This window comes from Bacillus sp. 22475 (genome assembly GCF_052044835.1).
Classification (GTDB): domain Bacteria; phylum Bacillota; class Bacilli; order Bacillales; family Bacillaceae_G; genus Bacillus_A; species Bacillus_A cereus.
Genome location: NZ_JBQENW010000007.1, coordinates 1 through 20,884, shown reverse-complemented (window position 1 = coordinate 20,884; position 20,884 = coordinate 1). Strand labels below are relative to the sequence as shown.

Below are 20,884 nucleotides of genomic sequence, written 5' to 3'. Positions count from 1 at the left end.
TATTATTTTTTGTTTTTGTAGTAGTTGTAATCACAATATTCAAGTGATTTTGGATCTACATAACTTAAGTGGTGACTAGAGAATGTCATACGACCAACTACACCAGGTTTAACAATTTCGTTGTACTTAGCTTCTGTTAGTTTAGGAGCAGTTTCTTGTACTTCTTTAACCCACTTGTCATATTTCTCTTTAGTTTTCGCTTCAACTTCGAACTCCATGTGTGTGAATCCTTCACCAGAGAAGTTCGCACTACGGCCTAGGTAAGAACCTGGCTTATCAGCTTGTAAATAAAGATCCATAATCATGCCATCCATTGTGTACTTCATACCACCAAGTTCTGGTACCCAGAAAGCATTCATTGGACCGACAGAAGTCAGTTTGAATTGAATTGGTACACCAGCTGGGATGTTTAAATAGTTAACGGTTTCAATTTTTTCCTCTGGGTAACTGAATAACCATTTCCAGTTTGCAGATGTAACATAAATTTCAACTGGTTTAATATGTTTGGACTCTTTCGGAACCTCTTCCGAAGCATAAGTTGCTTTTACTGTTGGAATCGATAATGCGATAACGATAATAACAGGAACAAGCGTCCAAATAATTTCTAGTAATGTGTTACCGTGTTGTTCAGGTGGCTCATAGTCCATATTCTCTGGTTTTTCACGATAACGAATCAAGATGACTGTAAACAGAATGAATACAATTGCGATAATTAATGACATAAGCAAGAATGACCAAACAATTAAATCATACTGTGCTTTTGCAACAGGTCCTTGCGGATTTAATACTGCGAGTTTTTTATCACAGCCACCGAGGAACAGAAGTAATGATAACGGAAGAAGCGAAGCCAACTTCCAAAACGCTTTCTTTAGTTGCACGATTGAAAATCTCCTTTCTCCTTGGATTGAAACTATGCCAATAAAACAATATAAACCTATTAATTTATAGAAGGCAATAGTTTTTGGTATATTGTTAAAAAATAGACACAAATGCACACTTTTTAAGGTGAATATCATTTGTAACTTGATTACATTGTAAACTATTTTCCAGAGAAAAACGTGATTGTGAAAATTTTAAGATAAATAAAGTTATACCAGGATATCCAAGAAATAGAAAAAAGCTATCTTATCATAAGAAAGATAGCTGAATATTTTGTATATTTAGTTTATTTCTTGTGTGACAGTTCGTGGCTGTTCAAGTGTGACAACTTTTTTATATTTAAATTGGTATAAAATGTAACAAATAATCATAAATGGAATGCCACAATAAAGAGCAATTCTTTGATCTGGAATGAAAGCCAAACTAACAAATGTAATGAAATTGAGCGAGAACGCTACGATTGGAACTAGCGGATAGAGCGGTGTACGATATTTTAAATCATTTATGTCGCCACCATTTTTCACGAAATTTCTACGGAAGAAAAACTGTGAAGCGGCGATTGACATCCAAACGACAACGGCAGCCATTGCTGCAATAGATGTTAAAACTAGAAAGACAGTATCTGCCGCAAATACACTTGTTAATAAGGAAAGGCTAGCGAAAATTAGGCTGAAAATTAATGCATTTAGCGGTACACCTTTTTTAGTTAATTTCGTAAATGCTGGACTTGCCATTCCTTGTTTTGCCATCGCCCAAAGCATACGAGAATTTGCGTATAGACCAGAGTTAGCAACGGATAATACAGCTGTGATAATAACAAAGTTCATAATGTCTGCTGCATATGGGACACCGGCTACATCAAAAACAAGTACAAAGGGACTTTCGACTAGATTAGCCTCTTGCCATGGGAGTAAACCTACAACAACTGATATCGCTAAGACGAAGAAGAAGAGAGTTCGCCAAATTGTATTTTTAATTGCTTTTGGAATTGTTTTTTCAGGATTTTCACTTTCTCCTGAAGCGATTCCGATTAATTCTGTTCCTTGGAAGGAGTAATTTACTGTAATCATCGTAAGAAGAACAGCTAATGCACCGTTTGGAAATAGCCCGCCATTTTCAGTGAAATTATGAAGCATTGGAGCTGGCCTTCCATTAAAGTCTAGTAGACCAAACATAACAGCGCCACCAAGTACGATGAAAATAACAATTGTTGCGACTTTTACACTTGCGAACCAAAACTCTGCTTCTGCATATGCTTTTGCTGATAAAGCGTTTACGAGGAAGAGTGCTGCTGCAAATGTAACGCACCAAATCCAGGAAGAAACGTCTGGAAACCAGCGTTTCATTAAAATACTTACAGTTGTTAACTCTACGCCAACTGTAACAGCCCAATTTAACCAATACATCCAACCGACAACAAATCCAAAACCAGGTGAAATGAATTTGCTTGCATAACTTTGGAATGAACCTGCTTCTGGCATAGCAACGGATAATTCACCAAGACATAACATCGTTAAATACATAACAAATCCACCGACTAAAAATGCAAGAATAGCACCACCAGGTCCGGCATTATGGACAATTTGACCAGATCCCATAAATAGCCCGGTTCCGATAACACCGCCGAGTGCAATCATAAATAGGTGTCTACTTTTCATTGTTCGTTTTAAATCTGTTTGTTCAATTTGTTGATTCATATGCCCCTCACCCCGTATTTTCTTGAATGTGTGAACTTCGTTTTATTCTGAGTTTTTAATCATTAGTGGGGGATGCAACACACACTCGGTTTATTTGCTATGAAATGAATGGAGTATGTAAAAAAACGAACTATGACTAAATACTCTAAGAATGTTTGTTAACATGGTGATATCTTCACTATATTAACAATTTTGATTTTAGCAAAATATTCTGGAAATGTATATTTGTTTTTCTTTTTATTAAAAATAATTAGAATTTTTGTAATTAATTCTATGAGCGATAATTCACATGATCTTTCTAGCAAACTAGTAAGAAGAAGGGTACAATGATAAGAGTTGTGTCTGTAAAATAATAATTAATGGAGTTTTGTTTATAATGAAAAAGTTAAAATGTCTTTTTGTTTTTGGGATTATACTTGCTGCTGCATTTTTTATAGGAAAAGATAAAATCATGCAAAAGGCGCAAGTTCTACGCTTAGAGTTTCTATCTGAAATGAAAGAAGCAGCTATGATTGAAGATGTTCCGTTTATTAAACAATTACCAGAATTACCTCGAGGATGTGAAGTGACAAGTTTAGCTATGTTGCTGCAATATAAAGGTGTACAAGTAGATAAGATGCAACTTGCTAGCGAAATTCATCGCGTTCCATTTGAACAAAATGGCGTACGGGGAAATCCTTACGAAGGATTTGTTGGAAATATTTACACAAAGGCAGAGCCTGGATATGGTGTATATAATCAACCGATTTTTAATTTAGCAGAAAAATATGTTCCTGAAAAAGTAATTAATTTAACAGGTAGAGACATGCAAGATATATATAAAGTAATTAGTTCTGGTTCACCGGTATGGGTCATTATCAATACGACGTTTAAGCCGCTAGCTGAAAGTAGTTTTGAAACATGGAATACGAGTTCAGGCGAAGTGAAAATTACATATTATGAGCATAGTGCAGTAGTGATTGGATATGATCAAAACTTTGTATATGTAAATGATCCTCTTAAAAATAATCCGCGTTTGGCTGTTCCACGAGCAGAATTTGAGAAAGCTTGGGAGCAAATGGGAAAACAAGCGATTACTATTTTATGATAATGAAAAAGTCATCTTTTGGATGGCTTTTTCTTTTTAGTTTATCGTAACTGAAAATTCAGAAGATTATTTTAAAAATTAACAATTCACGTTATAATAACATTTAACTTGGTGAAGAAGGAGTGAAGGGTTATGGATGTTGCAAAGGAATTTGTTTTGTCAAAAAATCAGTTAGTTGAGTGGAGAAGGCATTTTCATAAGTATCCAGAGTTATCTTTTCAAGAAGAGAAAACATCGCAGTTTGTGTTCGATATACTTCGGAAATTCCCATATTTAGAAGTGTCACGGCCGACTAAATATAGTGTAATGGCAAAGTTAGTAGGTAAACATCCGGGCAAAACAGTTGCGGTTCGAGCCGATATGGATGCTCTTCCTATTCATGAAGAAAATGAGTTTGATTTTATTTCTACATATAAAGGTGTAATGCATGCATGTGGTCATGATGGACATATAGCGATATTACTTGGGGTTGTACATAAGTTAGTAGGAGAAAGAGAGAAGATGAAAGGGGAGATTCGTTTTCTATTCCAACATGCTGAAGAAAATTTTCCTGGTGGTGCAGAGGAGATGGTTGCTGCAGGTGTAATGGAAGGTGTGGATTATATTATTGGTGCTCACCTTTGGGCGTCGTTAGAGGTTGGGAAAATAGGTGTTATTTATGGTCCTGCAATGGCTGCACCGGATGTTTTTAAAATTAAGATAGAGGGAAAGGGTGGACATGCTGGAATCCCTCATGAAACGGTGGATAGTATCGCAATCGGAACACAAGTCGTTTCGCAACTTCAGCAAATTGTATCTCGCCTCACGAATCCATTAGATTCTCTCGTAATATCTGTTACGCAATTTCATGCGGGGACAACTCATAATGTAATACCAGAGCAAGCGGAGATTGAAGGAACAGTAAGAAGCTTAAGGCATGAATTACGAGGTGAAACAGAGAAGAAGATTGAGCGGATTGTGAAGCATATTACAGAATCTTACGGAGCGAAATATATATTTTCGTATGAATATGGATATCGACCAGTTGTAAATGACTATGAAGCTACAGAGCTTATTGAACAAACGGCATTACAACTTTATGGAAGGGATAGAGTTGTTCGTTTACAGCCGACGATGGCTGGAGAAGATTTTTCAGCGTTTTTACAAAAGGCACCGGGGACATTCTTTTTTATCGGAGCGGGAAATAAAGAGAAAGGTATTATATATCCTCACCATCACCCTCGTTTTACGATTGACGAAGATGCATTACCGATTGGAGTGGAAGTCTTTGTATCAGCCATTATGAACTTTATAAGTAAAGGAGAATGAGATGAAGAAAATACACATTCTAGCGCTTATCCCAGTTCTTTGTTTAGTAGTTGGGCCGATATTTGCGAATTCAGTTACTCCTTACGTATTAGGGATGCCATTTTTATTATTTTGGGTATTATTATCAGTGTTTATTACATCTCTTTGTATGGGGCTTTTGTACGTGTGTGATCCTGCTAATAAGGAGGATGTAAAATGACTGCATTACTTATCATTATTTTATTTTTGTTTCTCGCACTATTTTTAGGGATTCGGGCACAACATGGAAAAGATATGAATTTAGAGCAATGGTCAGTTGGGGGAAGAGGGTTTGGTACTATTTTTGTTTTTCTCCTTATGGCAGGTGAAATTTATACGACGTTTACATTTTTAGGAGGAAGCGGCTGGGCATATAGTAAAGGCGCACCTACCTTTTATATTTTAGGCTATGGCGCTTTAGCTTATCTTTTATCGTATTTTTTATTGCCACCGATTTGGAAGTATGCAAAAGAGCATAACCTTGTTTCGCAGTCGGATTTTTTTGCGAAGAAATACAGAAGTAAAGCGCTTGGACTTATTGTTTCAATTGTTGGTGTTGTTTCCATCATCCCATATCTTGTTTTACAGTTAAAGGGACTGGGAATTATCGTTTCAGAAGCGTCTTACGGAAGGGTATCACCTGTTGTTGCGGTTTGGATTGGTGCCATTGTTATAACTATATATGTAATGGTTTCAGGTATACACGGTTCAGCTTGGACGGCTGCTTTGAAGGATATTATGATACTGTTTATCGTTATGTTTTTAGGTATATATTTACCGTATCATTATTATGGAGGATTTCAGCCGATGTTTGAAGCTGTAGAAGCAGCGAAACCAGGATTTTTATCTTTACCTGAAGAAGGAATGAGTATTTCTTGGTTTGTTTCTACTATTATATTAACGGCCCTCGGTTTCTATATGTGGCCTCATACATTTGCTTCTGCTTTTTCTGCAAAAAATGAAAAAGTATTTCGTAAAAATGCAGCAATTATGCCACTGTATTCTTTAGTGTTACTTTTCGTATTTTTCGCAGGGTTTGCTGCTATACTGCAAGTTCCTGGGTTAAAGGGAGCGGATGTAGATCTTTCGTTAGTCCGTCTTGCTTTACGAACTTTTGATCCTTGGTTTATTGGAATTATTGGTAGTGCGGGAGTATTAACGGCATTGGTTCCAGGCTCTATGCTTGTTATGGCGGCTTCTACATTGTTAGCGAAAAATATTTATCGAACGATCGTTCCGTCAGCTTCAGATAGACAAGTTGCAAAAGCCGCAAAGCTATTTGTACCTGCAGTAACGCTCGTAGCAGTTTTATTTACATTTAAAGGAGGAGAAACAATAGGAGCCCTTCTTTTAATGGGATACAGTATCGTTACGCAACTTTTCCCTGCACTTGTATGTAGCTTGTTTCCACGCCAAATTATTACGAAGCAAGGAGCGATTGCAGGAATGGGAGTTGGGCTGTTAGTGGTCGCATATATTACCTTATCTGGTTCAACTATAGCCACGATGTTTCCAAGTTTTCCGCAGTATATAAAAGATTTGAATGTAGGCATAGTCGCATTGTTAATTAATATGATTGTGATGTTTGTAGTTAGTGGATTTACAAAAGGTGTATCTATAAAGAAAAACAGTATAATAGTAGAAAAGTAATTCGTTTATTGGAGCTATCTTTGAAAAGAGATAGCTCTTTTTTGTATATATTTTCTTCTATTAGCGGAATCTAACTAAAAACTTGTTGAAAAGGAAGTTAGGTGGGGAAATTGTTAGAGCTTGAAGGTAACTTATTTGAAGTTATGAAAGAAATTAGGGATGAGTTAGGTTCACCTAATGATTTAACAATTAGAGAAGTTGCTCTTGCTGGGAGTTTTACACGTTGTGCGGTTGTGTTTTTATGTGGATTGACAGATAAGGATAATGTTTATAAATATGTGGTTCGCACACTTCAATATGAAGAAATACAAAAAGAAGAAGCTGTTGTTCAAACGTTATTGGATCGCTTTATTTCTATCGCAGAAGTAGGAATGAAAACAACGTTTCCGGATATTATAAATGCAATTTTAGCGGGAGATACAGTTATATTAATCGATAATATTCAAACTGCTATCGTTATTAATAGTAGGGCTTGGGAGAAAAGAAGTTTAGAACCACCAGTGACAGAAGATTTAATACGCGGACCGAGAGTTGGATTAAATGAAGATATTAATGTGAATAAAATGTTAATCCGACGCAGTTTACGTGATCCAAAATTAAGGTTTCAATCTTATATTATGGGGAAGCGATCTCAAAAGGAAGTGACTTTAGTATATATAGAAGACATTATTAACCCTTACATTGTAAAAGAGTTAGATCGGCGTCTTCAATCAATAGTGACAGATGTCATTTTTGAGACGGGAACGATTGAGCAATTAATTCAAGATAATAATTTATCACCGTTTCCGCAATTTTTAAATACGGAAAGACCGGACAATATCGTAGCCTCATTAACGAAAGGGAAGGCAGCTATTTTGGTGGATGGATCACCGTTTGCTCTTATAGCTCCACTTGTATTTGTTGATATTTTTCAATCTGTCGAAGATCATTATGAGCGTTGGGTAATTGGAACGTTATTAAGAATTTTACGTATGGGATCAGGTATTGCTGCTGTTTTATTACCTGCCATGTACGTAGCGCTTGTATCGTACCACCAAGGGCTTATCCCATCTAAACTAGCTTATTCTATTGCGGGAGCGAGAGAAGGGGTACCATTTCCGGCATATATAGAAACGTTAATGATGGCATTAACGATGGAGTTAATACGAGAAGCAGGAATTAGATTACCGAAACCGATGGGACAAACAATTGGGATTGTAGGCGGTCTTGTAATTGGGGAAGCGGCGGTGAATGCAGGAATTGTAAATCCTTTTTTAGTAATTATTATTGCAGTTACTGCAATTGCTACATTTTCACTGCCTGTATATAGCATTACAATTACGTTTCGGATTTTACTTTTTGTCTTTGTTTTAGCGGCGACTGCTTTTGGGCTATATGGAATTATTTTAGCCCTTATTGCACTTGCGGTTCATATTACGAATTTGAAGAGTGTTGGGGTGCCATATACAACGCCTATTGCTCCGGCATTTTATAAAGATTGGAAAGAAGAATTTATTCGTATGCCAAAATCGATGTTGAAAGATAGACCAGAGTACTTACAAACGAAAGATTCTACAATACGTCCAAAGGAGCGAGAGTAATTGAAACCATTTGAATATGGGGATGAAGAAATTGGATCTCGGGAACTTGGTTTTGCGGTATCGTCGACAATTATTGGGATAGGTGCATTGTCTATGCCGCGAGATATTGCTATGCAAACCTTATTTTCAGACGGTTGGATTATTTTGCTTTTGGGTGGATTGATATGCGCGGTTTTAGGTTGGTTTGTAACGAGGGTAGCTATTTTATTCCCAAAACAAAACTTTGTTCAATATACGAGTGCACATTTGACGAAGCCGGTGGCATACACGATTAGTATGGTTTTAGTATTAACGTTTGCTGCTTTGACAGCGTATGAATCGCGAATGATTGCAGTTATTTCACAAACGTACTTATTTAGTGATACACCAGTACAGCTACTTTCTTTCTTCTTTTTATTAGTTGTTATTTATGGAATAGCAGGATCAAGAGCGGCCTTATTAAGGTTAAGTGTTCTATTCTTACCTATTGTTTTAATTGCGATAGTGCTTCTTTCTTTATTGAATGTGAACTTAATGGAAATAAATAATTTACTACCAGCTTTTCAAACGAATATTAGTCAATATGCAGTTGGCGTTAAAAATTCTATTTTTACGTTTATTGGATTTGAGGTAGCTCTGTTTTATGCGGTGTTGCTGAATGATAAGACAGCGAAAAAAGCGCCGATGGCAGTTGCGAAAGCGGTGATGGTAAACGTGTTGTCATACATTTTAATTTATGTAACTTGTATTAGTGTTTTTACGTATATGACAACACGTGGATTGACATATCCAACAATTGAATTAGGGAAAGAAATTGAAATTGGTGGAGGGTTTTTAGAAAGGTTTGATGCGATTTTTTTTACGACTTGGATTATTACTATTTATAACACTACTGCAATGTATTATGACGTCGCATCTTTATTATTTTGTGCTATGTTTCCGAAAGTGAAGAAACATATTTTCATTTTTGTAAGTGCCCCGATTATTTTTATGGTGAATATGATACCTAGTAGTTTGAATGCTTTGTCAAGTTATGGGACTTATTTAGCTTGGATAGATATGGGATTTGTCGTGTTAGCACCTTTGTTGGTTTTAATTGTATATAAAATAAAAAGAAGGAATGGTAGAAATGAAACACCTTCTTAAAATTATAATGGTTATGGTTTTAGCGGGATCTATAAGTGGGTGCTCTGAGCTAGAAGAAATAGAAGAGAGAGGATTTGTAGTAGGCGCAGCTTATGATATTGTGAAAAAAAAACAATCGAATCCAATTATGAAAGGGACGTATCAGATGGTGCTTCCTAGGTTAGTACAACAAGGTGGACAAGGCGGTGGGGATAGCGAAAATTATATTAATGTGAGTGCGAAGGCAGATAGTGTCTTTGAGCAAATACGAATTATCGCCAAAAAAATTAGTCGTTCATTATTCTTTCCGCATATACAAGTGATAATTTTTTCTAAAGATTTACTAGCCAATCCATATGTTTTACAAAATACGTTAGATGTATATATTCGCGATCATGAGATGAGAAGAAATATTCGTTTGTTCGTTTCTAAGAAAAATGCCGAAGCTATTTTACAACAAAGTGCCAAGCCTGAAAATTTACCGGCGCAGTATATAGATATGTTAGCTGAACATCCTCCGAAAAATGCTCAAATGATTGAGGCTGCAAGAATTGGTGAAGTTCAGGAAAAGATGATTGCGGGCCGAAGTTTCGTATTACCTATTCTTGAATTAACAAAGCAAGGGGTACAAATGAACGGGGCAGCGTTGTTTCGTGGGAAGGATAATAAGTGTGTAGGCAGTTTGAGTGGGGAAGAAACATTAGGAATTAATTATATAATAGGTAAAAAAATTGGAGGTTTTTTTACTATACGTAAAAATGGTCAGCTTATTACATATGAAATTCATAAGATGCGCCGAAAGATTAAAGTATCTACAGAAAATGCTACAAAACCTAAGTTTGATATTCACTTATCTTTGGAAGGGACATTGGCTGAGTTGCATTTTAATGATAATAAACAAATTATGAATGAAAAGCGATTAAAGAAAAACATCGCGGAGGAAATGGAGGAGCGTATTCAAAAATCAATTAAACTTGTTCAAAAAAAATATAAGGTAGATGTATTAGAGTTAGGGGAAGTGTATAAGCGACATAATTATAAAGAGTGGAAAAAGGTAAGTAAGAATTGGGATCAAGGCGAAAATTACTTTAGTAAAGCTGAAATTAATGTTCATGTTCATCCAACAATTGAACATTCAGGTTCAGCTTTACCAAAAAGAGTAAAGTAAGGTGATGAAGGTGTTTACTGGATTAGGGATTAGTTGCACGATATTAATGGCAGTTCTTCCAGGAGCTATATATTTTATTCATAAAAAACTCACAACGTATGGAGCGCAGCCGTGGAATACTGATGTACAAAAAAAGAAACCTGAATGATTTTCAGGTTTCTTTCGTACAAAGCATATGTGAAGGGGGATGCCTTCTATGTATGCTTTGTTTTATACAAGCCCTAACCAATGTACCAATTGTGTAGAGAGGAATGTAACAACAATGGCGATAACGGTAGGGATTGCAAACGATAAAAATGTCCATTTTGCACTTTTTGTTTCTTTGTATATGTTAACCAGTGTTGTTCCACACGGGAAATGAAGAAGTGAGAACAACATTGTGTTTAACGCTGTTAACCAAGTCCAACCATTTTCTAGGAATAGATTTTTAATTTGATTAAAATCATCTATTTCAGTTAAAGCCCCAGTTGACAAGTAAGACATTAATAAAATTGGGATTACAATTTCATTAGCGGGTAGTCCAAGAATGAATGCAGCTAGAATAAACCCGTCAAGTCCTAACGTTTTAGCAAATGGATCTAGGAAGTTTACAAAATACATAAGTAAGCTTGTGTCACCGATAAAAATGTTAGCAAGTAACCAAGTTAATGCAGCTGCAGGGGCAGCAACAACTATAGCTCGTTTTAAAACGTAGATTGATTTATCGAGTGTTGCGCGAACAATTGTATTCCAAACTTTTGGCTTGCGGTATGGAGGTAACTCAAGTGTGTAGTGAGTTGGAACCCCTTTTAAGGCTGTTTTTGATAGTACCCAAGAAACGGTTAATGTCATAATAACACCAATTACAACCATTCCAACTACAACGCCAGCAGTAACCAATGTTTGCATACTGCCTGTATAACCAGCAGCCATAAATAGTGAAGCCATTAAAATTAACATAGGCCAGCGACCGTTACAAGGAACGAAGTTGTTCGTTAAAATTGCTAGCATACGTTCACGTGGTGATTCAATGATACGTGTTGACATAATGGCTGCTGCATTACAACCAAATCCCATTGCCATTGTTAAAGATTGTTTCCCGTGTGCGCCAGATCGTTTGAATAAGCGGTCCATATTAAACGCGACACGTGGTAAGTATCCGTAGTTTTCTAATAGTGCGAACATGGGGAAAAAGATTGCCATAGGTGGTAACATAACGCTAATAACAGCTCCGATACCACGGAATAAACCAAGTATTAAAATGCCATGTAACCATTCAGGTGCATGCGCTGCTTGGAACCAAGATGTTAAATATCCTTCGGCCCATCCGAAGAATTCGGCAATCATGTCAGATGGTACGTTAGCGCCTGCAATTGTAAGATAAAAAATAATAGATAAAATACCGAGCATAATTGGGAATCCCCAGATTGGAGATGTGAAAACCTTATCCAGTTTTTCGGAACGATATAACTTATCAGTATTTGTATATTGAACGGATTCTTTACATATGCTTGCAGATGTTCGGTAAATATCTCCGACTATATCATCTCGTATATCTTCTTTTGAAAGTGTTTGTGCATGTTGAATAATATAGTCTAATGGAAGAGCTTTACTGGCTGAGTGAGATTCCATTAATTACGACCTCCCTTACAAGTGGTTCATTATGGTGTTTTTGAAGTGTAGTTAAGAAATTTTTATCTCCATCTAATATACGTAACGCAATCCAACGTGCTGGATACGTATCACCGAACACTTTATAAATTTGTGGTTCTAATTCCTGAATCATATTTTCGATTTTTTCGCTGTAAGTAATTTTAATTGGTGTTGGAATTAGTTTTTTATTTGCTACTTTCGCAATAACATTTAGCAAATGACCAATACCTACTCGGTTACGTGCTGAAATTTTAACCACAGGTACACCAAGTGATTTTGCTAATTTCTTTTCATCAATAATAATGCCTTTTTTCTCGGCTTCATCAATTAAGTTAATGCAAATGACTACATTATTTGTCATCTCCATCACCTGGAGTGCTAAATTTAAATTTCTTTCCATAGCAGTTGCGTCTATGACAACTACAGTTACTTCTGGTTTTTCGAATATAATATAATCCCTCGCTACTTCTTCATCTGCGGAATTTGAGTATAGCGAGTAAGTTCCAGGTAAATCTATTAATGTATAATTACTTCCGTTATGTTCATATTCTCCTTCAGCTTTTAAAACGGTTTTTCCCGTCCAGTTTCCAGTATGTTGTTTTAAACCTGTTAAAGTATTAAATAATGTACTTTTCCCGGTATTCGGGTTACCAGCTAAAGCAATACGATGTTTGCTCATCTGAAATCATCTCCTATTAATACCCCGAAAATAAGGGAGCTTTCTTCTTTGCGTAGTGCAATAGTTGTGTTGCTCACTTGATAAGCGACCGGATCTCCAAGTGGACTGCGTTGCAATACTTTAATCGTTGCCCCAGGGATAAATCCCAAATCTAATAAACGTCGTTTCATAGTTCCTTCTAATTGTATCTTCTCAATTTGTACAAACTCTCCTGTTTTAAATTCGGAAAGGGGTTTAGTATTAGCCGATACCATAAAAGTTACCTCATCTCTATATTGTTAGTTTAAGTTTAAAAAGTTTCCTAAGGTAAACTTTTTGTTAGTAATATAGTAGACCACATTGGATTATGTTGTCAATTAGTACTTTAAAAATATTCATTTAATTTTAGAATTGTTCCAATGTATTTAGTTGTACTAAAAAATATTACTGAAATTCTTTTTAATGTACATAAATTAGGCGTGAAAAAGTTACAAAATACAGCGGAATTGTAAATGTAACTTTAACTAAAAGGGAAAAAGAGAGAAAAACATTTACATTGAATTTACATTGTTAAGAATAAATTTACATTACAGCATAGTTAGTGTGGTTTTTGTTTGCTTCTTTAACTACAAATGTTGGGATTCCTAGCTTTTAAGGATGATTATCGTCATTTACTTAAAATTAAAAATTGCTTAACACTCACATAATATTGTTGTCCTACAATGAATTTGTGTTCGAAAGAAAATGAATTCGAAAAGTGATAATCCAAATGGGGGTACAAGACATGGTTATGAAAAAAGGTATTAAATTTTCTTTAGCAGCTTTAGTGGTAGCAGGAGCATTAGTTGGGTGTGGGAAAGCAGAAGATACAACTAGTAAAGAAACTGCTAAAGGAAGCGATAATACAAAACAAGAATTATCAGGTACGATTGCAGCAGCTGGTTCTACAGCTCTTCTACCTCTTGCGGAGGAAGCTGGAAAGAAATTCATGGAGAAAAATTCAAAAGTTTCTATTCAAGTTCAAGGTGGCGGTAGTGGAACTGGGATTAACCAAGTAGCATCTGGTGCAGTACAAATTGGTAATTCAGATGTTCCGTCTGGAGATAAAATAAAAGATGCTGAAAAGGCGAAAGAATTAGTAGATAACAAGGTAGCGGGTATTGCATTCGCTCTTGTCGTAAATAAAGATGTAAAAGTTGATAACTTAACAGTGCAACAAGTACAAGATATCTTCACTGGAAAAGTAACAAACTGGAAAGAAGTAGGCGGAAAAGATGAAAAAATCAACGTAATTAATCGTCCGGCTTCATCTGGTACACGTGCTACATTTGAAAAAACGATTATGAAAGACGCGAAAATTAATGATGGAACTGGTACAACACAAGATTCTAACGGTGCAGTAGAGCAAGCTATCAATTCTACTCCAGGTTCAGTAAGCTATTTAGCGATGTCTTACATGGTTGGAGATAAAAAAGGTGCACTACAAACAGTGAAAATTGATGGTGCTGAACCGAAAGTTGAAAACATTGCGTCTGGTAAATATCCATTCTGGTCTTACGAGTATATGGTAACAAAAGGTGAAGCGAAAGAAGCAACAAAAGCTTACATCGATTATGTAAAAGGTAAAGACTTTGAAAAGCAAGTAGAAGATATGGGCTACATTCCAATGTCTAAATTAAATAAGTAATAAAGTTTTATGGGGCTGGCTGCAAGGCCAGTCCTGTTCATTTCAATCTGTGAAGTGGGGTCTGTCCTGTGATGAAGGGGAAAAAACAAATTAATTACGTGAAAAGTGAATATATAGGAAGATCACTTGTTACGTTTTGTGGTATTTTTATTGTTTTAATTACATTAGCTATTATTGCGTTTATTTGTGGTAAAGGTATTCAATCTTTTACACAAAGTGGTATCTCATTTACTGAGATGTTAACATCGACAAAATGGAATCCAAATGCTGATCAAGGATCCTTCGGGGCTTTAATTTTCATTGTAGGTTCAACGGTGGTTTCGTTAGGTGCGGTTATTATTAGTGCACCAATTGCTATAGCTCTTGCTATATTCATGAATTTAATTTCGCCAAAGTTTGGAAATAAAGTATTGAAGCCTGTTCTAGAATTGTTAGTGGGTATTCCTTCGGTTGTATACGGATTATTAGGGGTTACGATTTTAGTACCACTATTACGTGATTCGTTTGGGGGAGTAGGCTTTAGTTTAATTGCGGGTATTGTTGTATTAAGTATTATGATTTTACCTACTATTGCTAGTATCGCTTCTGATGCAATACGTTCTGTTCCATTTGATTATTTAGAAGCTTCTTATGGTCTAGGATCAACGAAATGGCAAGCGATTAGCCGAGTGATTGTTCCTGCTGCGAAAAAAGGGATTTTAACAGGTGTTGTTTTAGGCTTAGCGCGTGCTTTCGGTGAAGCGTTAGCGGTTCAGATGGTAATCGGGAATACGATTAAATTACCAGAAGGAATATATAGTCCGACAGCGACGTTAACTGGTATTTTAACAATGGACATGACGAATACATTGAACGGAACTGCTTGGAACAATGCGCTATGGACTTTAGCGATGATTTTACTTGTTATTTCATTCCTGTTTATTTTAGTAATTCGAGCGATTGGGCAAAGAGGTGAGCGATAATAATGAATGCAAGAACGGTAAATAAAGTTTGGACGGGTATCTTTTATGCGGTTGCGGCTTTAGTTGTAGCTTTGCTAGTGTTCTTAGTATTTGAGATTTTACAAAAGGGATGGGGATTTTGGGATCCTAATTTCTTGTTTGGAGAACCAAGCAATACAAGAGCTGGTGGTGGGATTGGTCCGCAGTTATTCAATTCCTTCTACATGCTTGTTATAACGCTTATTATATCTATTCCTCTTGGATTAGGTGCTGGAATATATTTAGCAGAGTACGCAAAACAAGGACGTTTTTTAAATTTTGTTCGTCTATGTATAGAGACGATGGCGTCTTTACCTTCTATTGTTGTTGGTTTATTTGGTTTGTTAGTGTTCGTTACAATGACAGGTTGGGGATACACAGTAATGGGTGGTGCTCTTGCTTTAACTATTTTAAATTTACCAGGTTTAACGCGTGTTTGTGAAAATGCGATTTCAGAAGTGCCTCATAATGTAAAAGAGGCAAGTCTTGGATTAGGTGCAACGAAGTGGCAAACAATCGCTCGTATTATTATCCCATCGTCATTACCACAAATTATTACAGGGATTATTTTAGCGGCGGGTCGTATATTTGGGGAAGCGGCAGCATTAATTTACACAGCGGGTTTAACATCCCCGATTTTAAATTCAGCAGCGGATTTCTCAAGTCCTGCGCATCCTCTAAATCCGTTTAGACCAGCTGAAACATTAGCGGTTCACATTTGGAAATTAAATTCTGAAGGAGTTATTCCAGATGCGAAGTTGATTGCGACAAAATCTGCAGCTGTATTAATTATTATGGTATTACTATTCAATGTTATTTCACGCTTGATAGCGTCTATATTACACAAGCGCTTTACAGGAACGAAAAGAAAAAGTAAAACAACGAAAAAGGTAAAAGCGGCATAAATTATAAAGAAGAACTCTCTATTTATAGATAGGGGGTTCTTTTGTATTTTAATATAGAAGGAATGGATGTAATGATTGTTGAATTTGTAATTAATTATAAAGACGAACAGATGTAATTTAGAGAGGAGTTTTAATTTGTTTTTTCTGCAAATGTCAGGTTTTCCTGGGTCAGGAAAATCGACAGTTTCTAAGTATATAGCGAAATTAACAGGTGCTGTAATTATAGATCATGATGTTTTGAAATCCGCGTTGTTAAAATCATTAAAAGTAAAAGGAATTGAATCAACGATTGTTGGTGGGCTTGCGTATGATGCCGAATGGGTATTAATTGATTCTTATTTAGAACAAGGGCATAGTGTTATATTGGATAGTCCGTGTTTATATGAGGGAATGGTTGAAAAAGGGATTGAATTATCAAATAAACATGGTGTGAAATATAAATATATTGAGTGTTATCTTAATGATATGGAAGAGATTAATAGGAGACTGCAAACACGTAAGCGTATGATCAGTCAAATTGAAAAGGTGGAGTCGGAAGTAGGTTTTGAAAAGTGGTTAAATGGTAGTAAAAGACCTTCAAATAATGAATACCTTATTGTGGATTCTAGTAAACCTATAGAGCAATATGTGGAAAAAATGATGGATTATATGACTAAATAGAGAGAAGGCGTTATCTTCATTTGTGAAGATAACGCCTTTTGTTTTTAAATATCAGGTGTTTCTGTAGAAGTGCTTATTTTCCTACGGGAGCGTCTTTTTCTCCCGATTTTATCTAATAGTTCATACATAACTGGAACGACTACTAATGTAAGAACAGTTGAGACTGCCAAACCGCCGATGACAACGACGGCTAAACTTTTTGATACCATACTTCCTGCTTGGGATTGGCCAAATAGGAGCGGGAGCATAGCAACGATTGTTGTAATAGCTGTCATAATAATTGGGCGTAGTCTAGTAGAACCTGCTTCAAGTAAGGCTTCTCTAGTTTCCATTCCGTGTTCCCGATTTTGTTGGACTCTTTCTATTAATACAATAGCGTTTGTAACAACAATCCCGATTAACATTAATGCGCCAATCAAGGAATTTACATCAACAGGTGTTCGTGAAATGATTAATCCTAAAATACCACCGACAGCAGCTAACGGCAAGGAGAATAGGATTGCAAAAGGAGCACGTGCTTGCCCGAAGGTGATAACCATAATTAAATATACAATCCCGATTGCGATCCCCATAATTTTGAATAAATCTGTAAAATTCTCTTGCATAGATTCAGTAGCTCCTGCGATATTTACTTTTGCACCGCTAGGTAAATCTAAGTCAGTTATCGCTTTATTTACGGCTGTGTTTACTTTACTCAAATCTTCATTTGAAGCTTCGGCAGTAATTTGGATTGTTTCTTTTCCGTCTTTATGGAAAATTTCTGTTTGCGTTTGTTTTTCTGAAATAGTTGCGATGTCTTTTAAAGGGATTGGTCCGTTAATAGGTGATAGTATGTTTGTATTTAAAATATCTTCTTGTTTATTAATGTTTTCCTTTTTGTGTTCTATCATAATAGTAGTTTTTTCATTATTAATTGTAATTTCGCCAATAGGTGATTTCTTCATAAGGAATGCTACTTGTTGCGCAGCTATTTCTGGTGTTAAACCTAGTTGTTCAGCCTTTGTTTGATCAATATGAATTTGCCATTCTTTCTTAGAGTCTTCTAAATTCGTTTTTACTTTAGAAAGATCATCCATGCTTTTTAGTTTTGTTTCGACGATAGTAGCCGCCTCTTTTAAATCCGCTTCGTTAGTAGCTGTTACGTTAAATTGTAAGTTGTTGCCACCGCCAGAGCTTGAATAACTTGTTTTTATATAATCAAGTTCAGCAGGCTCAAAAGTTTTATTTTCCTTTTTTAACTCTTTAATATATTGATCAATATCAGAACCTTTTTTAAAGACTACAAATATACTAGCAAGGTTATTTTTAGTTGTTTGCCCCCATTGTGCATCTTCTGCGCTAGATCCCATTCGTAAAATGACGTCTGTTACATCTGAATTAGAAAGTAATTTCTTTTCGAGATCGAATGCTTTTTGTTTTTGAGCTTCAGCATTATAATCGGCTGGAAATGTCATGTTAATAGATAACATTGTGTCGTCCTCAGATTTTATGTTTGCTTTCGGTAGTAATATATAGACTGCAATTGATCCTGCAAATAATAAAAATGCAGTAAGTAGAATAATGAATTTATGAGAAAGAGACCACTTTAACGTAGCGACATATCGTGATGAAGAACTTGGCTTTCGATGCTTTGTTTTTTTGAGTAGTAAAAAAGCCATAAGTGGAACGACTGTTAGTGCAACGATTAAGGATGATAGAATAGAATATACAACTGCTAATACCATAGGTAACATTAATTTTCCGATTGCTCCTGATATGAGGCCGATAGGTAAAAAAACAGCGACCGTTGTTAAAGTAGAAGAAGTAATTGCGACGGCGACTTCTTTCGTTGCATCAAGAATAATATTTTTAGAGAAAGAATCTTTTTGTAAACGGCGGAAAATATTCTCGATGACAACGATACTATCATCAACGAGACGTCCAACCGCAACAGCTAAACCACCAAGGGTTAAAATGTTAAGTGTGATGTTAGATTGATGTAGTAAAAAGAGTGTTAATAAAATAGATAATGGAATACTGACAACAGCGATGAGTGTTGTTCGGAAGTTACGTAAAAAGATTAAGATAATTAGAGTTGCAGCGATTGCTCCAAGTATTACTTCTTTTCCCATGCTAGTAACAGCATTTTCAACTTGTTCATGGGTTGAGGCCAAAAGTTTAATGGAAAACTGATCTTTATATTCCTTATTTATCTCTTTAACTTTTTTATCAATCTCTTTTCCAATTGCAACAGCATTTTTACTCGGTTCTTTCATGATGATTAATCCAGTGCCTTCTTCTCCGTTTATATGTGAGATTGTATCGTAGTGCTGTTTGATTTCGATTTGAGCAATGTCTTGCAATTTCACTTGGGGTACCACAGTGATGTTTTTAATGTCATTTACATTTTTTATGTCCCCAATGACGCGGAGGTTGTATTCTTCCTGATTAACAGTAATTGCCCCAGCTGGAGTAGAAGTTTCTTTTCCTTGTAAAACAGTGAGTACCTGCTGTGATGTTACGTTTTTGTTTTTTAATTGGTTCGGATCAAGTACGATAGATAATTCAGAGGTGGATTTTCCGAAAAACATAACATTAGCAACACCATCAATGTTTTCGAGTTGTGGTACGATTTCTTTTTCAATTTGTTTTTCATCTGCTTTTGAAAACCCGTTTTGTTTCTGGATAGTAATTTGGGCGAGTGGAATCATAGAAGTGTTTAGTTGACTAACTACGGGCTTGGTTACATCTTTAGGTAATTTAATTGTATTGACGGCTTTTTCGACTTCGCGTGCTGCATCTTTCATGTTTGCTTTTGATGTATACGCAATGTCGATACGTGATAATCCCTCGTATGTAGAAGAAGTAATGGTGTCGACGTGTTCTAAATTGCGAAATTGTTTTTCGAGAGGATCAGTTACATCCTTTGTCATCGTTTCAGCGTCGAGTCCTTGAGATAAGGTTGTGACGGTAATTGCTGGATTGTCGATACTTGGTAAAAATTCCATAGGTAATTTAGAGCCGGAATAAACACCGAGTATGGAAATGAGAAAAATCATGATGATAATGGCAGCTCGGTTTTTTAATGAAAACTTTGTTAACCTATCCATAAAATAATTCCTCCATTGGTTTATTTATAGTTGAGTACATCCTTTCTTACTATATAACAAAAAATGGATATTTTTCATTAATTAAATGTAAAAAAATTCTAACAATATTCTTAAGTTTATATTTGCATTGGAATTGTTTAATGTGGATGGAATTTTTTCTTACGGCTAAGTTATATCGTTATTCTATAGAAGGATAATTATTATAAACTTTAATATAGAAGAGAATGAAAACCTGGGAAGGTATTGTGAAATGCAATTTGGTTGAATGAAGTGTAGTAGTATACAATCAGAATAACTATTTTTAGTAGGAAGGATAATAAGTTCTTTCTATAGAAGAAAGTAGGATAGATAATTTTTTTGTGTTTTTTATAAAAAACACTTGTTATTTAAAAATCATGATGGTATATTAATAAACGTCGCTGATGCGGAAACGCAGAAAACGACAAAAAATAAATTTAAAAACTTAGTTGACATCGAAAAATGAAGATGTTAATATGATGAAGTCGCTTCTGAAGCGGCGGACAAGTTCTTTGAAAACTGAACGAAACAAACAACGTGAAACGTCAATTTTTATTTTTAGATGCTAGACAAACTAACTTTATTGGAGAGTTTGATCCTGGCTCAGGATGAACGCTGGCGGCGTGCCTAATACATGCAAGTCGAGCGAATGGATTGAGAGCTCGCTCTCAAGAAGTTAGCGGCGGACGGGTGAGTAACACGTGGGTAACCTGCCCATAAGACTGGGATAACTCCGGGAAACCGGGGCTAATACCGGATAACAT

General features: G+C 35.8%; 18 protein-coding genes and 1 rRNA gene. 13 read left to right on the top strand and 6 right to left on the bottom strand.

The genetic code is table 11. The annotated features are described in order from the left end of the window. Positions 1 to 2 precede the first annotated feature (2 nt). Complete coding sequence (locus ACTJJY_RS13285) at positions 3 to 878, bottom strand: cytochrome aa3 quinol oxidase subunit II (RefSeq protein ID WP_001176165.1); 876 nt, start codon at positions 876 to 878, stop codon at positions 3 to 5. A gap of 282 nt (positions 879 to 1,160) precedes the next feature. Continuing rightward, positions 1,161 to 2,576, bottom strand: coding sequence for an amino acid permease (locus ACTJJY_RS13280; RefSeq protein ID WP_440605694.1), 1,416 nt, complete (start codon positions 2,574 to 2,576; stop codon positions 1,161 to 1,163). Positions 2,577 to 2,952: 376 nt separating this feature from the next. Here ACTJJY_RS13280 and ACTJJY_RS13275 point away from each other — a divergent pair, with 376 nt between their 5' ends. From ACTJJY_RS13275 to ACTJJY_RS13240, 8 genes are all read left to right on the top strand, one after another. Continuing rightward, a complete protein-coding gene (locus ACTJJY_RS13275; RefSeq protein WP_440605693.1) occupies positions 2,953 to 3,663 on the top strand; it encodes a C39 family peptidase in 711 nt (236 codons plus the stop codon). A 132-nt stretch (positions 3,664 to 3,795) separates the two neighbouring features. Further along, positions 3,796 to 4,971: an amidohydrolase gene (locus tag ACTJJY_RS13270; protein WP_440605692.1), complete on the top strand. Its 1,176-nt coding sequence runs from the start codon at positions 3,796 to 3,798 to the stop codon at positions 4,969 to 4,971. A 1-nt stretch (position 4,972) separates the two neighbouring features. After that, positions 4,973 to 5,170, top strand: coding sequence for a DUF3311 domain-containing protein (locus ACTJJY_RS13265; RefSeq protein ID WP_440605691.1), 198 nt, complete (start codon positions 4,973 to 4,975; stop codon positions 5,168 to 5,170). After that, the gene (locus tag ACTJJY_RS13260; protein WP_440605690.1) at positions 5,167 to 6,639 is read left to right on the top strand and encodes a sodium:solute symporter family protein; all 1,473 of its coding nucleotides are present in this window, start codon (positions 5,167 to 5,169) and stop codon (positions 6,637 to 6,639) included. Before ACTJJY_RS13265 ends, ACTJJY_RS13260 begins: the two co-directional genes overlap by 4 nt. A gap of 101 nt (positions 6,640 to 6,740) precedes the next feature. Beyond that, positions 6,741 to 8,219, top strand: a complete 1,479-nt coding sequence (gerLA, locus tag ACTJJY_RS13255; RefSeq protein ID WP_142254822.1) for a spore germination protein GerLA — start codon at positions 6,741 to 6,743, stop codon at positions 8,217 to 8,219. Further along, a complete protein-coding gene (gene gerLB / locus ACTJJY_RS13250; protein ID WP_223618303.1) occupies positions 8,220 to 9,344 on the top strand; it encodes a spore germination protein GerLB in 1,125 nt (374 codons plus the stop codon). After that, complete coding sequence (locus ACTJJY_RS13245) at positions 9,328 to 10,491, top strand: Ger(x)C family spore germination protein (RefSeq protein ID WP_440605689.1); 1,164 nt, start codon at positions 9,328 to 9,330, stop codon at positions 10,489 to 10,491. Before gerLB ends, ACTJJY_RS13245 begins: the two co-directional genes overlap by 17 nt. A 1-nt stretch (position 10,492) precedes the next feature. After that, positions 10,493 to 10,639 (top strand): hypothetical protein, encoded by a 147-nt coding sequence (locus ACTJJY_RS13240; protein WP_158081078.1) that lies wholly within the window; start codon positions 10,493 to 10,495, stop codon positions 10,637 to 10,639. Between the two features lie 62 nt (positions 10,640 to 10,701). Here ACTJJY_RS13240 and ACTJJY_RS13235 read toward each other — a convergent pair whose 3' ends face one another. From ACTJJY_RS13235 to ACTJJY_RS13225, 3 genes are read right to left on the bottom strand one after another with little or no spacing between them, the layout of a single operon-like run. Then, positions 10,702 to 12,102 (bottom strand): nucleoside recognition domain-containing protein, encoded by a 1,401-nt coding sequence (locus ACTJJY_RS13235; protein WP_223618305.1) that lies wholly within the window; start codon positions 12,100 to 12,102, stop codon positions 10,702 to 10,704. Beyond that, positions 12,080 to 12,802, bottom strand: coding sequence for a FeoB small GTPase domain-containing protein (locus tag ACTJJY_RS13230; protein ID WP_106823158.1), 723 nt, complete (start codon positions 12,800 to 12,802; stop codon positions 12,080 to 12,082). The genes ACTJJY_RS13235 and ACTJJY_RS13230 overlap by 23 nt, the downstream gene beginning before the upstream one ends. Continuing rightward, positions 12,799 to 13,056, bottom strand: a complete 258-nt coding sequence (locus ACTJJY_RS13225) for a FeoA family protein (protein ID WP_000252989.1) — start codon at positions 13,054 to 13,056, stop codon at positions 12,799 to 12,801. Before ACTJJY_RS13225 ends, ACTJJY_RS13230 begins: the two co-directional genes overlap by 4 nt. Before the next feature lie 509 nt (positions 13,057 to 13,565). Between ACTJJY_RS13225 and ACTJJY_RS13220 the strand changes: the two genes are divergently transcribed. The 4 genes from ACTJJY_RS13220 to ACTJJY_RS13205 all read left to right on the top strand — a co-directional run bounded on the left by ACTJJY_RS13220 (position 13,566) and on the right by ACTJJY_RS13205 (position 17,013). Next, positions 13,566 to 14,468: a phosphate ABC transporter substrate-binding protein PstS family protein gene (locus ACTJJY_RS13220; RefSeq protein ID WP_000245112.1), complete on the top strand. Its 903-nt coding sequence runs from the start codon at positions 13,566 to 13,568 to the stop codon at positions 14,466 to 14,468. Between the two features lie 71 nt (positions 14,469 to 14,539). Beyond that, positions 14,540 to 15,430, top strand: coding sequence for a phosphate ABC transporter permease subunit PstC (gene pstC, locus ACTJJY_RS13215; protein WP_000676676.1), 891 nt, complete (start codon positions 14,540 to 14,542; stop codon positions 15,428 to 15,430). A gap of 2 nt (positions 15,431 to 15,432) precedes the next feature. After that, on the top strand, positions 15,433 to 16,353 hold the full coding sequence (gene pstA / locus ACTJJY_RS13210) for a phosphate ABC transporter permease PstA (protein WP_098919687.1): 921 nt from the start codon (positions 15,433 to 15,435) through the stop codon (positions 16,351 to 16,353). 135 nt (positions 16,354 to 16,488) lie between these two features. Beyond that, positions 16,489 to 17,013 (top strand): AAA family ATPase, encoded by a 525-nt coding sequence (locus ACTJJY_RS13205; RefSeq protein ID WP_223618306.1) that lies wholly within the window; start codon positions 16,489 to 16,491, stop codon positions 17,011 to 17,013. Between the two features lie 44 nt (positions 17,014 to 17,057). On the opposite strand, the gene ACTJJY_RS13200 is transcribed toward ACTJJY_RS13205, so the two are convergent. Then, positions 17,058 to 20,102 (bottom strand): efflux RND transporter permease subunit, encoded by a 3,045-nt coding sequence (locus ACTJJY_RS13200; protein ID WP_440605688.1) that lies wholly within the window; start codon positions 20,100 to 20,102, stop codon positions 17,058 to 17,060. A gap of 598 nt (positions 20,103 to 20,700) precedes the next feature. Here ACTJJY_RS13200 and ACTJJY_RS13195 point away from each other — a divergent pair. Further along, positions 20,701 to 20,884 (top strand): 16S ribosomal RNA (locus ACTJJY_RS13195); the annotation flags it as partial.

Coding starts and splice junctions, on each gene's coding strand:
- ACTJJY_RS13280 (WP_440605694.1), bottom strand. CDS start 2,576: ATGAATCAACAAATTGAACAAACAGATTTAAAACGAACAATGAAAAGT.
- ACTJJY_RS13275 (WP_440605693.1), top strand. CDS start 2,953: ATGAAAAAGTTAAAATGTCTTTTTGTTTTTGGGATTATACTTGCTGCT.
- ACTJJY_RS13270 (WP_440605692.1), top strand. CDS start 3,796: ATGGATGTTGCAAAGGAATTTGTTTTGTCAAAAAATCAGTTAGTTGAG.
- ACTJJY_RS13265 (WP_440605691.1), top strand. CDS start 4,973: ATGAAGAAAATACACATTCTAGCGCTTATCCCAGTTCTTTGTTTAGTA.
- ACTJJY_RS13260 (WP_440605690.1), top strand. CDS start 5,167: ATGACTGCATTACTTATCATTATTTTATTTTTGTTTCTCGCACTATTT.
- ACTJJY_RS13245 (WP_440605689.1), top strand. CDS start 9,328: ATGAAACACCTTCTTAAAATTATAATGGTTATGGTTTTAGCGGGATCT.
- ACTJJY_RS13235 (WP_223618305.1), bottom strand. CDS start 12,102: ATGGAATCTCACTCAGCCAGTAAAGCTCTTCCATTAGACTATATTATT.
- ACTJJY_RS13230 (WP_106823158.1), bottom strand. CDS start 12,802: ATGAGCAAACATCGTATTGCTTTAGCTGGTAACCCGAATACCGGGAAA.
- ACTJJY_RS13225 (WP_000252989.1), bottom strand. CDS start 13,056: ATGGTATCGGCTAATACTAAACCCCTTTCCGAATTTAAAACAGGAGAG.
- ACTJJY_RS13220 (WP_000245112.1), top strand. CDS start 13,566: ATGGTTATGAAAAAAGGTATTAAATTTTCTTTAGCAGCTTTAGTGGTA.
- pstC (WP_000676676.1), top strand. CDS start 14,540: ATGAAGGGGAAAAAACAAATTAATTACGTGAAAAGTGAATATATAGGA.
- pstA (WP_098919687.1), top strand. CDS start 15,433: ATGAATGCAAGAACGGTAAATAAAGTTTGGACGGGTATCTTTTATGCG.
- ACTJJY_RS13200 (WP_440605688.1), bottom strand. CDS start 20,102: ATGGATAGGTTAACAAAGTTTTCATTAAAAAACCGAGCTGCCATTATC.